At 62.8% G+C, this 18,030-nt stretch carries 18 protein-coding genes and 1 pseudogene; 11 read left to right on the top strand and 8 right to left on the bottom strand.

Annotated elements, in window-relative coordinates:
* Positions 1–76: 76 nt before the first annotated feature.
* A complete protein-coding gene (locus tag BLR13_RS32165; RefSeq protein WP_074830859.1) occupies positions 77–1,624 on the bottom strand; it encodes an ABC transporter substrate-binding protein in 1,548 nt (515 codons plus the stop codon).
* 136 nt (positions 1,625–1,760) lie between these two features.
* Between BLR13_RS32165 and BLR13_RS32160 the strand changes: the two genes are divergently transcribed.
* The 3 genes from BLR13_RS32160 to BLR13_RS32150 all read left to right on the top strand — a co-directional run bounded on the left by BLR13_RS32160 (position 1,761) and on the right by BLR13_RS32150 (position 4,224).
* Complete coding sequence (locus BLR13_RS32160; RefSeq protein WP_074815218.1) at positions 1,761–2,573, top strand: class I SAM-dependent methyltransferase; 813 nt, start codon at positions 1,761–1,763, stop codon at positions 2,571–2,573.
* A gap of 114 nt (positions 2,574–2,687) precedes the next feature.
* Positions 2,688–3,446, top strand: a complete 759-nt coding sequence (locus BLR13_RS32155) for a proteasome-type protease (protein ID WP_074815222.1) — start codon at positions 2,688–2,690, stop codon at positions 3,444–3,446.
* A 13-nt stretch (positions 3,447–3,459) separates the two neighbouring features.
* A complete protein-coding gene (locus tag BLR13_RS32150) occupies positions 3,460–4,224 on the top strand; it encodes an SDR family oxidoreductase (RefSeq protein ID WP_074815226.1) in 765 nt (254 codons plus the stop codon).
* Positions 4,225–4,365: 141 nt separating this feature from the next.
* Here BLR13_RS32150 and BLR13_RS32145 read toward each other — a convergent pair whose 3' ends face one another.
* Complete coding sequence (locus tag BLR13_RS32145; protein WP_074830861.1) at positions 4,366–5,589, bottom strand: MFS transporter; 1,224 nt, start codon at positions 5,587–5,589, stop codon at positions 4,366–4,368.
* Between the two features lie 112 nt (positions 5,590–5,701).
* Here BLR13_RS32145 and BLR13_RS32140 point away from each other — a divergent pair, with 112 nt between their 5' ends.
* Positions 5,702–6,952: a NupC/NupG family nucleoside CNT transporter gene (locus BLR13_RS32140; protein ID WP_074830863.1), complete on the top strand. Its 1,251-nt coding sequence runs from the start codon at positions 5,702–5,704 to the stop codon at positions 6,950–6,952.
* A 111-nt stretch (positions 6,953–7,063) separates the two neighbouring features.
* Here BLR13_RS32140 and BLR13_RS32135 read toward each other — a convergent pair whose 3' ends face one another.
* Together BLR13_RS32135 and BLR13_RS32130 are read right to left on the bottom strand one after the other, a co-directional pair.
* Entirely contained in the window at positions 7,064–7,636 is a 573-nt protein-coding gene (locus BLR13_RS32135; protein WP_074815229.1) for a cupin domain-containing protein, read from the bottom strand.
* Between the two features lie 165 nt (positions 7,637–7,801).
* Positions 7,802–8,089 carry an usg protein gene (locus BLR13_RS32130; RefSeq protein WP_074830865.1) on the bottom strand — a complete coding sequence of 96 codons (288 nt, stop codon included), beginning with the start codon at positions 8,087–8,089 and terminating at the stop codon, positions 7,802–7,804.
* Between the two features lie 377 nt (positions 8,090–8,466).
* Here BLR13_RS32130 and BLR13_RS32125 point away from each other — a divergent pair, with 377 nt between their 5' ends.
* From BLR13_RS32125 to BLR13_RS40730, 5 genes are all read left to right on the top strand, one after another.
* A complete protein-coding gene (locus BLR13_RS32125) occupies positions 8,467–8,784 on the top strand; it encodes a co-chaperone GroES (protein WP_027539690.1) in 318 nt (105 codons plus the stop codon).
* 89 nt (positions 8,785–8,873) lie between these two features.
* The gene (gene groL, locus BLR13_RS32120; protein WP_074815233.1) at positions 8,874–10,514 is read left to right on the top strand and encodes a chaperonin GroEL; all 1,641 of its coding nucleotides are present in this window, start codon (positions 8,874–8,876) and stop codon (positions 10,512–10,514) included.
* Positions 10,515–10,877: 363 nt separating this feature from the next.
* Positions 10,878–11,375 carry a phasin family protein gene (locus tag BLR13_RS32115; protein WP_244524978.1) on the top strand — a complete coding sequence of 166 codons (498 nt, stop codon included), beginning with the start codon at positions 10,878–10,880 and terminating at the stop codon, positions 11,373–11,375.
* Positions 11,376–11,588: 213 nt separating this feature from the next.
* On the top strand, positions 11,589–11,801 hold the full coding sequence (locus tag BLR13_RS42020) for a hypothetical protein (RefSeq protein WP_074815235.1): 213 nt from the start codon (positions 11,589–11,591) through the stop codon (positions 11,799–11,801).
* 42 nt (positions 11,802–11,843) lie between these two features.
* Positions 11,844–12,065, top strand: coding sequence for a hypothetical protein (locus BLR13_RS40730; protein WP_143039582.1), 222 nt, complete (start codon positions 11,844–11,846; stop codon positions 12,063–12,065).
* An 85-nt stretch (positions 12,066–12,150) separates the two neighbouring features.
* Here BLR13_RS40730 and BLR13_RS32105 read toward each other — a convergent pair whose 3' ends face one another.
* Positions 12,151–12,930 carry a Crp/Fnr family transcriptional regulator gene (locus BLR13_RS32105; RefSeq protein WP_074815238.1) on the bottom strand — a complete coding sequence of 260 codons (780 nt, stop codon included), beginning with the start codon at positions 12,928–12,930 and terminating at the stop codon, positions 12,151–12,153.
* 377 nt (positions 12,931–13,307) lie between these two features.
* On the opposite strand from BLR13_RS32105, the pseudogene BLR13_RS32100 reads away from it, so the two are divergent.
* Positions 13,308–13,647: pseudogene (locus tag BLR13_RS32100) on the top strand (TCP-1/cpn60 chaperonin family protein); the annotation flags it as partial.
* Between the two features lie 133 nt (positions 13,648–13,780).
* On the opposite strand, the gene BLR13_RS32095 reads toward BLR13_RS32100, so the two are convergent.
* Positions 13,781–14,332 (bottom strand): GNAT family N-acetyltransferase, encoded by a 552-nt coding sequence (locus BLR13_RS32095; protein WP_074815241.1) that lies wholly within the window; start codon positions 14,330–14,332, stop codon positions 13,781–13,783.
* A 166-nt stretch (positions 14,333–14,498) separates the two neighbouring features.
* On the opposite strand from BLR13_RS32095, the gene BLR13_RS32090 reads away from it, so the two are divergent.
* A complete protein-coding gene (locus tag BLR13_RS32090; RefSeq protein ID WP_074815244.1) occupies positions 14,499–15,095 on the top strand; it encodes a cysteine hydrolase family protein in 597 nt (198 codons plus the stop codon).
* Here the strand turns inward: BLR13_RS32090 and BLR13_RS32085 are convergent, their stop codons facing one another.
* Together BLR13_RS32085 and BLR13_RS32080 are read right to left on the bottom strand one after the other, a co-directional pair.
* Complete coding sequence (locus BLR13_RS32085; protein WP_244525298.1) at positions 15,096–16,259, bottom strand: tlde1 domain-containing protein; 1,164 nt, start codon at positions 16,257–16,259, stop codon at positions 15,096–15,098. It lies immediately after the preceding gene.
* Positions 16,260–16,532: 273 nt separating this feature from the next.
* On the bottom strand, positions 16,533–18,026 hold the full coding sequence (locus BLR13_RS32080; protein ID WP_074815246.1) for a glycosyltransferase family 39 protein: 1,494 nt from the start codon (positions 18,024–18,026) through the stop codon (positions 16,533–16,535).
* Positions 18,027–18,030: the final 4 nt, after the last annotated feature.

The raw sequence follows: 18,030 nt of genomic DNA, 5'->3' as shown, positions 1-18,030 counted from the left end.
CGCTGGAGGAGCGGCGTTTGCCGCGTCTCGAAGGATGGCCGCGGGCCTCATGGTGGGCACCCACCCTACGCAGCCGTCACTTATCCAGCCACACGTCCTCGAAGCGCAGGTTGTTGTACTGGCTGTTGTCGTGCGGCTTGAAGTTCTTCACGTAGGGCTGCCAGCAATTGCCGGCCGAGCTGTGCAGGATAATCGGCCGCGCCGCGTCCTCGACGAGGATCCGCTCGATGTCCCAGACCAGCTTGGTGCGCTTGGCTCTATCCAGCTCGCGCGATTGTTCGCCCAGCAGCCGGTCGATGTCGGCGTTGCAATACTGGGTGTAGTTCCGTTCGGACTTGCACGAATAATTCTCGACGATGTTGCCGTCGGGATCGTCGACGCTGACGCCGGTGACGTTGAGGCCGATCGTATAGTCCTTCTTCGCGAGCCGCGCATACCATCGCGGGGTGTCGAGGATGTCGAGCTCGCCGACGATGTAGATCTTCTTGAGCTGGTCGGCGACGATGACAGCGGGATCGCGATAGGTCGGCAGGTTTCGCGTCTGGATCTTGATCGGCAGCGGCTTGGCGTCGCTATAGCCGAGCTTCTGCATGATCGCCTGCGCCTCCGCGATGTTCTTGTCGGTGTCGGGACCGTATCCGGTCAGCGTCGAGACCATTTCCGGCGGCATGCCCCACTCGCCCTCCGGCTTCGCCAGCATGGCGCCGCCGAGCCGCGCCGTCCCTTCCATCAGGATCGAATTGAAGGCCTTGCGGTCGAGCGCCAGCGACATCGCCTTGCGAATGTCCGGATTGTCGAACGGCGGATTGACGCGATTGACCATCAGGTTGATCTGCGTTCCCGTCGTGATCGACTCGCAGATCGCATTCGGCGCGCGGGCTTTCATGTCCTTCATCAGGGGAATGCTGACGTCGGACGGAAAGGTAATGTCGTAGTCGCCGGTCGCGAAAGCCAGCATTCGCGTGGCGCGGTTGTCGATGGTCCGCACGCTGATCTCGTCGAGATAGGGGCGATCCTTCTTGAAGTAGTCGGGATTGCGCACCAGCCGGATCGAATCGCCGCGCTTGAATTCGACGAACTTGAATGGACCGGTGCCGATCGGCTTGGTGCGCATCACCTGCTGCGGAACGTGGCAGGGGTAAACCGCCGAGAAAGCGCTGGCGAGCAACACCGGGAGACTGGGTTGTGGCTCGCTCAGTTCGAAGGTCGCCTCGTAATCGCCGTTGATGCTGACGTCCTGCAGCTTGGTGTACCAGACCTTGCGCGGGTTGCGATGGAAGTCGGACGCAGTACCCTTGCCGATCAGCATCCGCCAGGTGCACTGCACATCCTTGGCGGTGAAGGGCTGGCCGTCATGCCATTTCACGCCCTGCCTGAGCCTGAAGGTCAATTTCGTGTTGGTTGAATCCCAGGACCAGCTTTCCGCCAGATCCGGGATCACGGTGTCGATATTCTCGTGCACCTTCGCCGGATCGAACACGACCAGATTGTTGAAGACGGCCGCGAACGGCATTACCGAGGCGATGGTCGATTCCTCGAGCAACGAGGTCGAGGGCGGGTTGTCGTTGTGATAGAGCCTCAGCGTGCCGCCCTTCTTCTGGGCGGCGGCGGGGGTCGCGGTCATCACTGCGATGCACAGCAACGCGATCGGCGCGACAACGAATTGACCCGGCAAATTCCTGGCGCGCACGATAACCTCCCCAATTGTTTTCTTTTTCTATAGAACTGCTGTTGATCGAAGGCAATTCGGGAGGGCGGCGATGTCGGAAGCCGACAAGGCGTTCACGGGTTCGATCCCGGAAAACTATGACCGCCATATGGTTCCGCTGATCTTTGAGAGCTATGCCGCGGACATGGCGCGACGGGCCGCAGCGCTTGCGCCCAAGGCCGTGCTGGAAACCGCGGCCGGCAGCGGCGTTGTGACGCGCGCGCTGGCTGCGACACTCTCGGCCGATGCCCGCTATGTCGCAACCGACCTCAATCAGCCGATGCTCGATTATGCCGCCACGCGGCAAAATACCGACAGCCGGATCAGCTGGCGCCAGGCGGATGCGCAGGCGCTGCCGTTCGAGGACGGGACCTTCGACCTCGTCTGCTGCCAGTTCGGCATGATGTTCCTCCCCGATCGCCCCTCCGGCTACCGGGAGGCAAAGCGAGTGCTGAGGCCGGGTGGAAGTTTTCTCTTCAATGTCTGGGATCGCATCGAGGAGAACGTATTCGCCAACGACGTCACCCAAGCGCTGGCGACGTTTTTTCCGGACGACCCACCCCGCTTCATGGCCCGGACGCCGCACGGTTACCACGACGTCGCGCTGATCCGCAGCGACCTCGCAAAAGCCGGTTTTTTGGACGTCACGATCGAGACTCGGGAGGCCGTGAGCCGCGCGGCCTCAGCCCTTCATGCTGCGACGGCCTATTGCCAGGGGACGCCGTTGCGCAACGAGATCGAGGCCAGAGGTTCGGACCGGCTGCAGGCCGCCACCGACTATGCGGCAGCCGTGATTGCGCAGCGCCATGGTGCGGGCGAAGTCGCCGCCAAGATCCAGGCGCACGTCATCCTGGCCAGAGCCTGAGCCGCGGCGGATCGGCTGGGCCAGGCGCCGCGGCACCGGGAATGGGGGTTGGACGGTGGGGCGAAATTGGCTACTAGTTGCCCGCCGGTAATTCGGACGGTTCGGGGATCTGGAATGACTTATTGCTGCGGAGTGCTGGTACGGGACGGTCTGGTGATGATCGCGGATACCCGCACCAATGCCGGCCTCGACAACGTCTCGACGTTTCGCAAGCTTCATATCTTCTCCAAGCCCGGCGAGCGCATCATGGCGATCGCCAGCGCCGGCAATCTGGCGATCAGCCAGTCGGTACTCTCGACGCTGACCGAGGGCCTCGAAGACCCGCACACCGGCGAAATCGAGACCCTGATGAACGCGCCTACCATGTTCCAGGCGGCGCAGCGCATCGGCCGCGCCATCCGCAACGTGCACGCCACCGAGGGCGAGGCCCTGAAGTCGGAAGACGTCTCCTTCGACGTGTCGTTTCTGTTCGGCGGTCAGATCAAGGGCTCCAAGATGCGGCTGTTCATGGTCTACACCGCCGGCAATTTCATCGAATGCACCACCGACACGCCCTATCTGCAGATCGGCGAGCACAAATACGGCAAGCCGGTGCTCGACCGCGCCATGCATTACGACGTCGAACTGTATGAGGCGCTGAAGACCAGCCTGATCTCGATGGATTCGACGATGCGCTCCAACCTCGGCGTCGGCCTGCCGATCGACGTGCTTGTCGTGCGCACCGATGCCTGCGAGGCCGATCTCAACCACCGTATCGAAGCGGGCGAGCCCTATTTCCACGATCTGCGCTCGCGCTGGTCGGCGGCCTTGCGCGCGGCGCACCAGAATATTCCAAGACCACCCTACAAGACCGAAACAGAAACAAAAAACTGAAGGCGAGGAAACAATGGCCGAGGCAACAAACAAGATCGCAGTCGTCACCGGTGCGGGCACCGGGGTCGGACGCGCCGCATCGCTGGCGCTGATGAATGCCGGCTTCACCGTGGTGCTCGCCGGGCGCCGCCTGGAAATGCTGGAAGAGACCAGGAAGCTCGGCGACAACATCGGCAAGAGCATGAGCGTGTCCGCCGACATGACCAGCCCGGCCTCGATCGCGGCGCTGTTCGCCAAGGTGATGGAGACCTACGGCCGGCTCGACGTGCTCTTCAACAACGCCGGCATGGGCGCGCCGCCGGTCAATTTCGAGGATCTCCCCCTCGAACAGTGGCAGGCGGTGGTGAACACCAACCTCACCGGGCCGTTCCTGTGCACCCAGCATGCCTTCCGCATCATGAAGGACCAGAACCCGCGCGGCGGCCGCATCATCAACAACGGTTCGATCTCGGCGCACGCGCCGCGGCCCTACTCCGCGGCCTATACCTCGACCAAGCACGCCATTACCGGCCTGACCAAGGCCTCCAACCTCGACGGCCGCAAGTACGACATCGCGGTCGGCCAGGTCGACATCGGCAATGCCGCAACGCCAATGACCGACCGCATGGTGGCCGGCCCCGGCGTGATGCAGCCCGACGGCACGATGAAGCAAGAGCCGCGCATGGACGCCAAGGCGGTCGGCGATGCCGTCGCCTACATGGCCGGCCTGCCGCTCGACGCCAACGTGCTGTTCATGACGGTCATGGCGAGCAAGATGCCGTTCGTGGGACGGGGGTAATCTCTCCATTCGTCGTCCCCGCGAAGGCGGGGACCCATACTCCGTGCAGCAGTTGATTTAAAAGGTCGCTGACACTCGCGTTCTCACCGAGAGGACACGGCGTATGGGTCCCGGCGTTCGCCGGGACGACGAACTAAACCCCTACTCCAGCCGCTCGACATTCCGCAGCGTCGGGAACAGCTTCATCCACAATAGCGCAATGGCAATGGTGCCGACGCCGCCGAGCACAGCGGCCGGCACGGCGCCGAACAGCGCGGCGGTGATGCCGCTCTCGAATTGGCCGAGCTGGTTCGACGCGTTGATGAACAGGAAGTTCACGGCGCCGACCCGGCCGCGCATCTCGTCGGGCGTCGCGAGCTGCACCAGCGAGAAGCGAATGACCACGCTGATGGTGTCGGCGGCGCCGAGTATCGCCAGCGACAGCACCGACAGCCACATCCAGTGTGAGAGTCCGAACACCACGGTGGCTGCGCCGAACACGATGACCGCCTGAAACATTCGCATCCCGACGCGACGCTCGATGTTATGGCGCGCGAGATACGCGGTCATCAACAAGGCGCCCACCGCCGGCGCGGCACGCAGGATGCCGAGGCCGAGCGGACCGGTCTGAAGAATATCGCGGGCATAGATCGGCAACAGCGCCGTCGCACCACCCAGCAGCACGGCAAACAGGTCGAGCGAGATCGTTCCCAGGATCGACGGGTTGTTGCGGACGAACCTGACGCCGGCAAACAGATCGTCCGGCGTCGCGGTATCTCTCACCACCACGGGCTGGGTCGCGCTGATCGCGCCCATGAAGAGGGCGGCGAAAGCCAAAAATGCCGCCATGATCGCGTAAGGCAGGCTTGGGGCAATCGCAAAGGCAAGTCCGCCGATGGCCGGACCGGTGATGGTCGCCACCTGCGCGGCGCCACTGGAAATGGCGGTGGCCCGCTGCAGCGAGCCTTGCGGGGCGACCAGCGGCAACAAAGCGGCGAGCGCCGGGCTCTCGAATGCGCCGGCGATCCCCAGTACGAATGTCGCGATGAAGATCTGGATTTCCGTCAACGTCCCGGCATAGGTGCTGACGGCAAGAAACAGCGCGGTCAGCACTTCGACCAGTTGGCAAAGCTGCACGACGCGCTTGCGCTCGAAGCGATCCGCGGCGTGGCCCGCAACGAACAGCAGGATCGCCGTCGGCAGAAACTGAACGAAACCGACCATTCCGAGGTCGAACGCGCTGCCGGTCATGTCGTAGATCTGCCAACCGATCGCGACCGCCGAGATCTGGCTGGCGAACCGCGACAGGCTTCGCGACAGCAGGAAAAACAGGAACGACCTGTCCTTCAACAGAGCGTCGGCGCGGGCGGGCGTGACAGCGGGCATGGCTGAGCGGTGGCCGAGCCCCCGTCCCTTGTCAATGGCCGGCGTTGAATGGCTGCCCGGCATTGCCGCCTTGAACTGCCGCGGCCATAATCGCACGAGGGGGCTTGGGATCATGCTGCAATTGCAATCGGCGTTGGGCGTGTTGGCGTTGCTGGCACTGGCCTGGGCGCTTGGCGAAAACCGCCGCGCGGTCTCGGTGAGGCAAATGGCGATCGGGCTTGCGGTCACGGTCGTGACCGCGCTGGTGCTGATCAAGCTGCCGCCCGTGGCAAAAGCATTCGGCGCCATCAACGATGCCGTCGGCACGATCGCAGCCGCCTCCCGCGCGGGTACTTCCTTTGTGTTCGGCTATCTCGGCGGCGGCACGCTGCCGTTCGATCTCAAGGCGCCCGGTGCGGATTTCATCCTCGCGTTTCAGGCGCTGCCGATCATCCTCGTGATGAGTGTGCTGACGACGCTGCTGTTCTACTGGCGCGTGCTGCCGCCGATCGTGCGCGGCATGGCCTGGCTGCTGGAGCGCACGCTCGGCGTCGGCGGCGCGGTCGGCCTGTCGACCGCGGCCAATATCTTCCTCGGCATGGTCGAGGCGCCCTTGTTCATCCGCCCCTATCTCGCGCAACTGACCCGCAGCGAATTGTTTCTGGTGATGACCGGCGGCATGGCCGGGATCGCCGGCACCGTGCTGGTGCTCTACGCCACGCTGCTGGCGCCGCTGATCCCGGATGCGGCGGCGCATTTCGTCATCGCGTCCGTGCTCGGCGCGCCGGCCGCGATCCTGATCAGCCTGATCATGGTGCCGGAGACTTCGGACCAGCGCACCGGCGGTATGCTGGCTGACCCCGACGCGCACGCGTCCAGCACGATGGACGCGATCGTCAAGGGCACCACCTCAGGGCTCGAACTGCTGCTCAACATCATCGCGATGCTGCTGGTGCTGGTAGCGCTGGTGTATCTGGCCAATGCCATTCTTGGCCTGCTGCCCGACATCGGCGGCGCCAGAATTTCGCTGCAGCGGCTGCTCGGCTATCTGATGGCGCCGGTGTGCTGGCTGATGGGCCTGCCGTGGTCGCAGGCGGTCACCGCGGGAAGCCTGATGGGCACCAAGACCGTGCTCAACGAATTGATCGCCTATGTCGATCTCGCAAAACTCGGCACCGATGCGCTCGACCCGCGCTCGCGGCTGATCATGCTGTATGCGATGTGCGGCTTTGCCAACTTCGCCAGCCTCGGCATCATGATCGGCGGCCTCGGCACCATGGCGCCCGCGCGCCGCGACGAGATCAATGCGCTCGGGCTGAAGTCGATCGTCTCAGGCACGCTGACGACGTGTTTGATGGGCGCGATCGTGGGTGTGATTACGTAAGTCGTCATTGCGAGGAGCGTAGCGACGAAGCAATCCATACCGCCGCAAGTGGGGAGATGGATTGCTTCGCTTCGCTCGCAATGACGACGGTGAGAGACGCGACGCGGCCGCTCAGCTCGACAACTCCACCGTCTTGAACTCCGCCGGCAAAATCACTTCCAGCAATTCGACGTCGTCGGAATAATCCATGATCAGGTGCTTGATGCGTGGCGGCTGGGTCCAGGCGCTGCCTTCTTTCATCAGCGTCTCGCCCTGGCCTTCCATGTAGGTCTTCACCCAGCCCTTGAGCACGTAGACCATCTGGAATTCGACGTCGTGGTAATGCAGTTTTGAAACTTCCGCCGGATTGCACGGCCCGATCAGCCGGATCACATGCGCCTGCGCCAGGCCGTGGCTCGCCTCGGCAATGCCGAGGTCGCGGTACTGCGCGTAGGTGCGCAGGCCGTCGGCCTTAAAATCCTCTTCGCGGTGATGGCTGATGGCGATGCGCTGCTTCGGCCGCGCTTTCGACTTGACCGCCTTATTGACCGCCTTGGCCGCTTTGGGTTTGACGGCCGATAGCCCCCTCGCCTTCGACTTCACGGTCTTGCGCGCCGACGATTTGGCTGATGTCTTGTGGCCCGCCCATTTCTTCTTCACCGCAGTTTTTGCCGCGGCTCTTGATGCCGTCTTTTGCTTGGCCATTGGTAGCCTCCCCGTTTGTTGGTGGCACGGAGGCTAACACAAAAATGGATTTCGTAGGGTGGGTTAGGCGCACTTCGCGCCGCGCCCACCATCTCTCCATCCTATTGCTCTGCAGCGGTGGGCGCGCTTCGCTTTGCCCACCCTACGAAGCTTCGGTCCCGCTATTCAATGCAGTCGGAACACGCCGTCGATCGCGCGAAGCTCGGCCGGCTTGATCAGCTTGGAATGTGCGACGGTCACCGAGAACAGCGGGCCTTCGAGCTTTTCCTCCCAAAAGGCGAGGAAATCCTTCAGCGCCGGAAATTTCGGAAACAGATCGTAGTTCTGCCAGACATAGGTCTGAAGCAACGAGGGATGATCCGGCATCCGATACAGGATTTGCGCCGTCGTCAGCCCATAACCGAGAACCTGCTTCCGGAAATCGTCGGAAACAACCCCAACCCGCGAGACCATGCCAACCTCCATTGTAGGAAGCGCATTTCACGTGGTGGCCGCACCGAGCCACCCCGGCGGAGATGCGCTCACATGAGAGAAATGTGACGCACGATACCAACCCATCACAAGCCTAAATGTTTAACGATCTGTTGAAAAAGTTCGCGTTAGCAGCAGCTTACCGCACGTGCTAATACGGGGTCGGCGGCTTCTTCCGGCAATTAACGATGCTTAACGAAATTGGCAGGCGTCACATTTGAGTGCCAATTTTTCTGCTAGAAGGCCTTGTTCCCCGCCTCAGACTGGCCTATGTCCAGCGCAGCCGAGCTAGCACTCGCTGGCGCGGACTGCCAAATTTCCAGAATATGACAACATCTTCAGAAACTTAGGAGGACTGCATGAAATTCCGTCCGCTTCACGACCGCGTCGTGGTCAAGCGCATCGACGCCGAAGAGAAGACCGCTGGCGGCATCATCATTCCGGACAGCGCCAAGGAAAAGCCGTCGCAGGGCGAAATCACCGCCGTCGGCCCCGGTGGCCGTGACGAAGCTGGCAAGCTGATCCCGATCGACCTCAAGGTCGGCGACCGCGTTCTGTTCGGCAAGTGGTCCGGCACCGAGGTCAAGCTTGACGGCCAGGAACTGCTGATCATGAAGGAAAGCGACATCATGGGCGTCCTCACCGACGTTCCCGCGACCAAGAAGAAGGCCGCCTAAGCTTTACGCCGCACACGCTCACCCTGAGGGGCGCCTGCGAGGCGCCTCCCAAAGGGTGAGACCCAGACATCAACTCAGGGAAATCAAATATGTCAGCTAAAGAAGTCAAATTCGGCGTCGATGCCCGCGACCGCATGCTGCGCGGCGTCGACATTCTCGCCAACGCCGTCAAGGTGACGCTCGGTCCGAAGGGCCGCAACGTCGTGCTCGACAAGTCGTTCGGCGCTCCCCGCATCACCAAGGACGGCGTCACCGTCGCCAAGGAGATCGAGCTCGAGGACAAGTTCGAGAACATGGGCGCACAGATGGTGCGCGAAGTCGCTTCCAAGTCGGCCGATGCTGCCGGCGACGGCACCACCACCGCGACCGTGCTTGCGGCTGCGATCGTCCGTGAAGGCGCCAAGTCGGTTGCCGCCGGCATGAACCCGATGGACCTGAAGCGCGGCATCGACCTGGCTGTGGAAGCCGTGGTCGCCGACCTCGTCAAGAACTCCAAGAAGGTCACCTCGAACGAGGAAATCGCCCAGGTCGGCACCATCTCCGCCAACGGCGACGCCGAGATTGGCAAGTTCCTCGCCGACGCCATGAAGAAGGTCGGCAACGAGGGCGTCATCACGGTTGAAGAAGCCAAGTCGCTCGAGACCGAACTCGACGTCGTCGAAGGCATGCAGTTCGACCGCGGCTACATCTCGCCCTACTTCGTCACCAACGCCGACAAGATGCGCGTTGAAATGGACGACGCCTACATCCTGATCAACGAGAAGAAGCTCTCCTCGCTGAACGAGCTGCTGCCGCTGCTCGAAGCCGTGGTGCAGACCGGCAAGCCGCTGGTCATCGTCGCGGAAGACGTCGAAGGCGAAGCCCTCGCCACCCTCGTCGTCAACCGTCTGCGTGGCGGCCTGAAGGTCGCTGCCGTCAAGGCGCCGGGCTTCGGCGATCGCCGCAAGGCCATGCTGCAGGATATCGCCGTTCTGACCGGTGGTCAGGCGATCTCGGAAGATCTCGGCATCAAGCTCGAGAACGTCACGCTCGCCATGCTCGGTCGCGCCAAGAAGGTGATGATCGACAAGGAAAACACCACCATCGTCAACGGCGCCGGCAAGAAGGCCGACATCGAAGCCCGCGTTCAGCAGATCAAGGCGCAGATCGAGGAAACCACCTCGGACTACGACCGTGAGAAGCTGCAGGAGCGTCTGGCCAAGCTCGCTGGCGGCGTCGCGGTGATCCGCGTCGGCGGCGCGACCGAAGTCGAAGTCAAGGAGCGCAAGGACCGCGTTGATGACGCGATGCATGCGACCCGTGCGGCGGTTGAAGAAGGCATCGTGCCGGGCGGCGGCGTCGCCCTGCTGCGCGCCTCCGAGCAACTCAAGCGCATCAAGACCGCCAACGACGACCAGAAGACCGGCGTCGAGATCGTGCGCAAGGCGCTGTCCGCGCCGGCCCGCCAGATCGCGATCAACGCAGGCGAAGACGGTTCCGTCATCGTCGGCAAGATCCTCGAGAAGGACCAGTACAACTACGGCTTCGACTCGCAGTCGGGCGAATATGGCAACCTGGTCGCCAAGGGCATCATCGACCCGACCAAGGTGGTTCGTGCGGCGATCCAGAACGCAGCTTCGGTTGCGGCTCTGCTGATCACCACCGAAGCCATGATCGCCGAACTGCCCAAGAAGGGCGGCGCAGGCGGCGGCATGCCCCCCGGCGGCGGCATGGGCGGCATGGACTTCTAAGTCCAGCCACTCAGACGATTACAAGAATGCGAAAACCCCGGCAGCGATGCCGGGGTTTTTGTTTGCGGCAGACGACGCGAACGGCCGCCACAACGCAGTGAGCGCCGAAGTCTCATTTGCAACGCTACGCTGAAGAAGAAGCTTTGTGCTCCTCAGGATATTCACCGTTATGCACAGGATCACCCCGCAAATATAAGTTGGTTTGTATTGACAATCTCAAAAAAAATTGAGGCGAGAGTCGCAAACCGAACCGACAGTCCCGTTTCTCCCGGCGCACACTGGCGTCGGGGCTGATCAAAGCTCATCCAAAACCGATCGAACACGGAGCGTGAGCTCTCGTGACGCTAGCGAGCGTCGCGGGGAATGCTTTCGCTTGAGAAAGGTAATGCTGCTGTGAGTGAAAACGAAATGAAAGTCACGCCAAACGGAACGAATGTTTTCGGGATGCCGTTGTTGGACTTCCCGAAGCTCGCCTTGCCCGGGGTGATCGGCGAGCTCGCCGAGCAGGGCTACACCCGGGCGCGGGAAGGCTGCGAGAAGATCAAGGCCGGGTCGCAGGAGATGGCGGAAGCGCTGCGCGAGACCTATTCGAGCAATGCCAGAAGCGCGACCGACTACGGGCTCAAGATGTTCGAAATCTCAAACGCCAATGCCGCATCCGCGCTCGATTTCTGGGTCCACCTTTTCGGCAGCAAGTCAGCTACCGATGCCTTTGCCTTGTCCGCGGCGCAAACGCGCAAGGCGTTCGAAACCGCATCCGACCAGAACAAGGAATTGTGGGCGCTTGCCCAGACGCTTGCGACGGAAACGGGTGAGCCGATCAGGAAGCACCTTACGAAGGTTCTCCACCAGGCCGGCTAAAACGCGCGGCCTATTCATGTCCAGGACGGGGTTTGAGGAGGGATCCGGCCGGTTGGAACAAGCCCAGGCGAGCATGCAGGCCCCCACTGGCCAATGCTCGATCAAACAAGGTGCGCGATGCCCCCCAAGTGACCGCACCGACAAGAGGCGCACTCCAACCGGCCGGGGCTTTTCTGCAAGACAATAAAAACCAAACGCAAGGGAGGGCGAAAAATGGGTATGGTCATGGTCAAGTGTCCGCAAACCGGACACGCGATTCCCACCGGCATCAAGACTGATCGCGAGAGCTTTGGGCGCCGCGCCGTGTTTTTCTCGCGCACCCGTTGCCCGATCTGTCGCACCGATCACGCGTGGTTTGCGCGGGAAGCCTGGGTCGACGAGCCGAGCATCCCGGGGCGGCGTCGCAGCGCGGGCTCCCCGGCGTAATCGTCGACGCAGATCAAGCGATAATCGCGATGGAGGGACACCATGGCGCGCATGCAAATCTCAGATGAAACGTCCACTTGGCTGCTGCAGGCCAAGGACTTTCTGGACCAAGCACGACGGCTCAAGCCGGGCCCTGGGCGCAACGAGCTGCGCCAGACGGCGAAGGTGCTGCGCGAGCTTGCCAAACACGAGGCGGCATCCGAGTCAGCACTCGGACGTGATTGGCGGCAGAGAACCCGATCGGGCGGAGGATCCGCTCCTTGATGGGGCTTTCCTGGAACGCCGCAGCGGCAAGTCGCGACGTGGGAGCTTAAGACGTGGGAGGTCAAGCGATCGCGCGGAAGCGCGCTCACATTGCATCGCCCGGTTCAATTTCAGGGATGCGCCCGTCTTCGCGCAGAACCGCCGCGCGCGATTGCACCGAATTCATCGAGAAAATCTCCTCGACTTCGAGACGCAAGACGTTGTGGCATTCGCACGCTGCCGCCGCGAGCCGCGCTCGGTCGATCTCGATCAGGCCTCGTCGATCGGACCTGATCGCTCCGCGCGCGCGCAGATTGCGCATCAGGAGCGTTACCGTCGTGCGTCGCACACCGAGTATTTGCGACAGCGCCTGCTGGGTGAGCGGGAGCACATCATGGTCGACGCGGTCGCTAAGCTGGAGCAGCCAGCGAGCCATGCGAGCTTCGACCGGGTGCAGCGCATTACAGGCCGAACCGAGTTGGAACTGTATCAACATCGCCCTGATGTGGGTTTGGACAGCACGCCGGATCGCGGGACTGCGGCTGAAGGCGGCGTGAAATCGCGATGCAGGAATCCGGGCAGCTGTGCCCGCCGCACGAACGACCGCGGTAATGGCCGAAGGTGACGACCCGAGCACCGAAAGCGTGCCAACTGCCCCCTCACGTCCAATTACGGCGGTGGCAACCGTGCGTCCGTCCGCCATGTCGATCATCAGAGAGATGGCGCCGCTGTGAGGGAAGAAGACGTACTCGATATCGTCACCCGCCCGCGAAAGGACCGCGTCCTGACCGAGCGCGATCACCTCAAGCTCGGGCCCCAGCAGATCGAGGTCCGATGCCAGCAATGCTGCAAGAAGGCGATTGCCCGTTCCGCCGCGAGGTGTCACTGCGGGGGACCCGCGGTGACGCGTCCGCAGCGTTCTCCATTCGGAGTGTCGCGGAACAGCCGTATTAACATAAATTTCAATCTACTTTCTCTACACGCACTCACACAAATACGCTCTCGCTCTGTCAACAAGCAACAAGCTCCAAACACCCGGCAGCGAGGCAGACTCTCTGCCCGCACTCTCTGCCCGCTGCGTCGTAAGAAATTAGACGCAAATGAGCCGCCGGACGCAACCATAAAATACGCATGGGGAACACCGTAAGACTGCGGAAGATGCGGTTCCAATTCCGGCGCACGGCAAAGCTGCTCTCGATCGACGAGGCTGTTCCGCTCTTAAAACTACGGCCGTCGCTTCTCCGCAATAAGCGGCGCTGCCAAGACCAGAAGACCGGCGGCGAGATCGTGCGCAAGGCGCTGTCCGCGCCGGCCCGCCAGATCGCGATCAACGCAGGCGAAGACGGTTCCGTCATCGTCGGCAAGATCCTCGATAAGGACCAGTAGAACTACGGCTTCGACTCGCAGTCGGGCGAATACGGCAACCTGGTCGCCAAGGGCATCATCGACCCGACCAAGGTGGTCCGTGCGGCGATCCAGCACGGCCTCCGTCGCGGCTCTCTTGATCACCACCGAAGCCATGATCGCCGAACTGCCCAAGAAGGGCGGCGCAGGCGCCGGCGGCATGCCCCCCGGCGGCGGCATGGGCGGCATGGACTTCTAAGTCCAGCCACTCAGGCGATTACAAGAATGCGAAAACCCCGGCAGCGATGCCGGGGTTTTTGTTTGATCTCCCTACCCCGTCATTCCCGGGCGCGCGAAGCGCGAACTCGGCATGACGAGAACGCTCCGGAATCTCAACCTACCAATGCCCGCCCGCCCTGCTGATACCGGTCCTTGGTGATCTCGAAGATGAAATACGGCCGGTCGCCGGACAGCTCGCGGGTAAACAGTCCCTCGCGCTTGACGCCGCCGATCTTGGTCATCGCGCCCTGCGAGCGCCAGTTTTCGTCGCCGACCCAGAACACGACGGTGTCGACGAACGTAAAGGCGTGGTCGAGCATCAGGCGCTTTACTTCGCGGTTGGCGCGGCCGCCCCAGTGGCTGCGGGCGAGAAAAGTCCAGCCGATCTCGATCTCGCTCAATTCGGGCTCATAGCCATAGTAGCGACTCGAGCCGATCAGTCTGTCGGTCGCGCGGTCGACGAACGCAAACCCCATTTTAGAGCTGACCGCACCGTCAAAGAATTTTCGGAATCCCGCCTCGGTATGGCGATCGGGCACCGGATGCACTTTCCAGATTTCCGGATCGGAGCCGGCTGCAAACAGTTCGCTCCAGTCAGCCGCTCTGACCGGTCTGACGGTGATGGTGGGGCCGACCAGGGTCGGCTGAAAATCCGGCTGCGACATGAATCGAAATCTAGCGCGCCGGCCGGCCACCGCCTAGTCTCGCGGCGTCTTCAGAAGCGAGCCGCAAGCCTGCAATATCGCAGCCAATAGCTGCGATATCCCTGCACAACAGCAGGTCTTTCCCGCGTTATACCGGCCTGAAGACATTCAGACCCGGAGATCGCAAATGGCCGCCCCCAAAACCCTGCTCGAGTTGTCCGGCGCCGACCTCAGGCCGCCGCGCCTGCGCGACGCCGCACTTGTGATGATCGACCTGCAGAACGAATACCTGGAAGGGCCGATCGCCCTGCCCGATGCCACAAGCGCGATCGCCAGTGCCGCAAAACTGTTGGCGCGGGCACGCGAGGCCGGCACGCGGATCTTTCATATCGCCCACAAAGGACGCCCTGGCGGGCTGTTCGATCGCAGCGCCGAACGCGGCGCGATCGTGTCCGCGCTGGCACCGCTAAAGAACGAGCCGGTCATCGAAAAAGGCTTGCCCAATGCGTTTGCCGGCACCGATCTGCAGGCGCTGCTCGCCGCCACCGGTCACAAGGACATCATCCTTGCGGGATTCATGACGCATATGTGCGTCAGCTCCACCGCCCGCGCCGGGCTCGATCTCGGCTTCCGGATCATGGTCGATGCCGATAGCTGCGCCACGCGCGACCTGCCGGACGGACGCGGCGGAACGATCGCGGCCGCCACCATTCACGACATCGCGCTTGCTGAATTGTCCGACCGGTTCGCGATCATCGCCCGCGGCGAAGGCGCGCTGGTCTGACTACTCCACCTTCGCCAGCACCGCGAGGCGCTTGATGCCCTGCTCGCGATAGGCGCGCAGGAAGGCGTAGTAATCCTTGAACGACACGCAGCCGTTGGAATCGCCGTTCGGACCCAGCATGTAGGTGTGCGCCAGCAATCCGCTGCGGCCGAAGATCTTGTCCTCGCCGCCGATCGGATTGAGCCGCAGCGCCGGCACGCCGTGGAACAGCGCCTCACGCGGTGTCAGTTCGTAGATGTGCGGCGGCGTCACGCCCTGCATCCGGACATTCGAATAACGCACATCGTCGAGCTTGGAGCCGAGGCCGGAATGCGCCTCCAGCCTGGTGCCGTCGGGCAGATAGACCATGCGCGCCGAGATGTCGTAGACCGCCGTCTGCCTGTCGTAGGGCGGCGACCCGCCGAGCATCGGGTTTTGCGCCTTGGTATCCGGCAGGCTGCCGGTGACGCTGGCGTCGGCGGACGCGAAAGACAGTAGCGACCCGTGCGAAGGCTGCTTGCCCCAAAGCTTTTCGACCATGCTCGGCTTGTCGTTGGAAGCAATCGACATCACCGCGGCCTTGGCGCGTTGCGCCATGTCGCGTACCGATGCTCCCGGTGTTTTGGCGGCGGATTTTGCATCCGCCTGCTTCGGCGCCGGAACGTTCAGCGCGACCTGGGCAGGTGCGGCTTCCTTCGACTTCGGCGCTTCCGCGAGCTTGGGCGCGTCGATCTTCTTCGGCGCCTCGGCAAGTTTCGGTGTTACGATCGGCTTCGCATCGTCTGGCGGTGACGCTTCAGCCACCTTCACGGCATCGACAGGCGCCGGCGCGATGCTTTGCGGCTCCGACGCTGCAAACCTTTCGTTAAACATAATTTGAGGTGACAGCGTTTCGGCGCGCGAACTTTGCGCTGCCGGATCGGACAATGCGGCCATCGCGCTGTTGGACGGAGACCGTGCCGGCCGCGCGGCAGCGGCGACCGATCGCTTGACCACATGCGCATCAACCGCCGCAGTGTTCATCGACGGATAGATGCCGCCGCTCAAGACATTGCTGTAGACCGTCCACGCACAGCCCAGCACGAGGCCTGCAACTGCGACGCTGCCGAGAAGATGCTGGGAAAAGATTCGACGGGAGGATTTCCTGCGGCCGGAAGCCGCACGGCGATACGCACCGGTACTCATACTCATTTACACGCCGCCCACAACAATTCCACCAAGTCCCTCGTTGATGTTGCGCCCGTAAGTTCCCGGGGCAGCATTTCGCAGAGGTGCGGAGCGTCATTAAGGCGAGTTTTAGTTAAATGCCGATTAAAGGCGGGCAGTTCCATGGCAAGCACAACTGCATGGAACTGTTGCAGAAATTGTCCGTATCGATACGGGACAGATCACGATGTGGCCACATTCGACAACCGGCCAGTGGATGCCGGAAATGTCGAGTTTCTTCGCGTATCCGCCCTACTTCAGTTCCGGCGGCGGCGAGCGGTTGAACACCTCACCTGTCGGCCGCTCCATCACATCGAGCGCGTAGGTCTCGATCAGCAGCGGACCGCGTTTGCGCGCAACGTCCGCGACTTTGTCGACGCGGGCGAAAGCCTCTTTGAGCGAGGGTTGATCGACATCGCGCACATAGAGCAGTTTGCCGGCGAGCTGCGCCGCCGAAGGCTCGGGCATGTTGACCCAGCGGATGCGCTGACTCTGCTGGGCCACGCAGGTGCCCTTCGGCAAATAGAAGGCGAGCCAGCCGGTGGTGCCGTAATCCGGCGCCAGCACGCAGGTGGCGCCGACGCGCGCCCGCACCGCTTCGATCTCGCCGGCGGTTTCGCGCCAGCCGACGCCGACGCTGCGGACCGTGGCATCGCGACGATAACCCGAGAGCATGCCGGTATTGGCCTGCACGACCAGCAGCGCGAACATCACGATGCCGCCCGGCGCCGCCCAGCGCCGGCAGAAGTCGACCACGCGCTGCTCGCGCGGCGCCCACTGGACGAGATGGGCGGCAACCGCAGCCGCGATTGCAAACGCCGGATAAACCGGCGCAAACCAGTTCGCCTCGACACGGGCGTGCAGCGAATGCCAGACGAAATAGACCACGATGGTCCAGAACATGGTGTTGACCAGCACACACGCCGCCAGCGCGCCGGCGAGGCGTTGATACAGCGCATAGAGCCCCATCGCGCCGAGGATCCACACTGCGGGCGTCGCGAACACGACCTGCGTCGGGATCAGTTCGCCGATGAAGACGGGGCGGAAATCCTCGATGCGCGCGCGGCCGATCTGCTTGATGAAGGAAACCCAGTGGTGATCGGCATTCCACCAAATGACCGGCGCAAACATCAGGATCGCAACGACGCCGCCGAGATAGAGCCACGGCGAGATCAGCCAGTGCCGCAGTTTCGGCACGACGACGAGCCAGATCAGGATCGCCGGCCCGAAGAACAGCGCGGTATATTTCGACAGCAGCGCGCAACCGGCCGCAGCGCCGACCGCCAGCCACCACGCGCCGCGCCCGGTTTGCAGCACCTTGGCGAGCGCCAGCATCACGAAGCTCGAAGCGACCAATAGCGGCGCGTCCGGCGTCACGATCATGCTGCCGACCGCCGCCATCAGCGTGACGTTGAGAAGGATCGTCGCGGTCGCCGCCACGCGCCTGCCGCCGAACAGGACCGACGTCGCCTCGTAGATCGCCCAGCTCATCGGCAGCGCCAGCAGGATCGAGACCAGCCGCACGCCGAGTTCGGTATCGCCCGCGATCAGCGTGCCGAGCCGGATCACCAGGGCGACCATCGGCGGATGATCGTAATAGCCGCCGGCGAGATGCTTCGACCACATCCAGTAATAGGCTTCGTCGAAGGTGATCGGCGTGAAGGCCGCGGCCACCAGGCGCAGCGCCACCAGCGCCAGAACAATCAGAACCGTGTTGAGGACAGACCGCGCCTCGTTCGGGTTCATTTTG

Source organism: Bradyrhizobium ottawaense (genome assembly GCF_900099825.1).
Classification (GTDB): Bacteria; Pseudomonadota; Alphaproteobacteria; order Rhizobiales; family Xanthobacteraceae; genus Bradyrhizobium; species Bradyrhizobium ottawaense_A.
Note: the sequence above shows the minus strand (reverse complement) of the source record. Positions and strands in the feature narration are given on the sequence as shown.

Excerpts from the sequence above, each read along its gene's own strand:
- BLR13_RS32165 (WP_074830859.1), bottom strand. The coding sequence starts at position 1,624 with ATGACCGCGACCCCCGCCGCCGCCCAGAAGAAGGGCGGCACGCTGAGG.
- BLR13_RS32160 (WP_074815218.1), top strand. The coding sequence starts at position 1,761 with ATGTCGGAAGCCGACAAGGCGTTCACGGGTTCGATCCCGGAAAACTAT.
- BLR13_RS32155 (WP_074815222.1), top strand. The coding sequence starts at position 2,688 with ATGACTTATTGCTGCGGAGTGCTGGTACGGGACGGTCTGGTGATGATC.
- BLR13_RS32150 (WP_074815226.1), top strand. The coding sequence starts at position 3,460 with ATGGCCGAGGCAACAAACAAGATCGCAGTCGTCACCGGTGCGGGCACC.
- BLR13_RS32145 (WP_074830861.1), bottom strand. The coding sequence starts at position 5,589 with ATGCCCGCTGTCACGCCCGCCCGCGCCGACGCTCTGTTGAAGGACAGG.
- BLR13_RS32140 (WP_074830863.1), top strand. The coding sequence starts at position 5,702 with ATGCTGCAATTGCAATCGGCGTTGGGCGTGTTGGCGTTGCTGGCACTG.
- BLR13_RS32135 (WP_074815229.1), bottom strand. The coding sequence starts at position 7,636 with ATGGCCAAGCAAAAGACGGCATCAAGAGCCGCGGCAAAAACTGCGGTG.
- BLR13_RS32130 (WP_074830865.1), bottom strand. The coding sequence starts at position 8,089 with ATGGTCTCGCGGGTTGGGGTTGTTTCCGACGATTTCCGGAAGCAGGTT.
- BLR13_RS32125 (WP_027539690.1), top strand. The coding sequence starts at position 8,467 with ATGAAATTCCGTCCGCTTCACGACCGCGTCGTGGTCAAGCGCATCGAC.
- groL (WP_074815233.1), top strand. The coding sequence starts at position 8,874 with ATGTCAGCTAAAGAAGTCAAATTCGGCGTCGATGCCCGCGACCGCATG.
- BLR13_RS32115 (WP_244524978.1), top strand. The coding sequence starts at position 10,878 with ATGCTTTCGCTTGAGAAAGGTAATGCTGCTGTGAGTGAAAACGAAATG.
- BLR13_RS42020 (WP_074815235.1), top strand. The coding sequence starts at position 11,589 with ATGGGTATGGTCATGGTCAAGTGTCCGCAAACCGGACACGCGATTCCC.
- BLR13_RS40730 (WP_143039582.1), top strand. The coding sequence starts at position 11,844 with ATGGCGCGCATGCAAATCTCAGATGAAACGTCCACTTGGCTGCTGCAG.
- BLR13_RS32095 (WP_074815241.1), bottom strand. The coding sequence starts at position 14,332 with ATGTCGCAGCCGGATTTTCAGCCGACCCTGGTCGGCCCCACCATCACC.
- BLR13_RS32090 (WP_074815244.1), top strand. The coding sequence starts at position 14,499 with ATGGCCGCCCCCAAAACCCTGCTCGAGTTGTCCGGCGCCGACCTCAGG.
- BLR13_RS32085 (WP_244525298.1), bottom strand. The coding sequence starts at position 16,259 with ATGAGTACCGGTGCGTATCGCCGTGCGGCTTCCGGCCGCAGGAAATCC.
- BLR13_RS32080 (WP_074815246.1), bottom strand. The coding sequence starts at position 18,026 with ATGAACCCGAACGAGGCGCGGTCTGTCCTCAACACGGTTCTGATTGTT.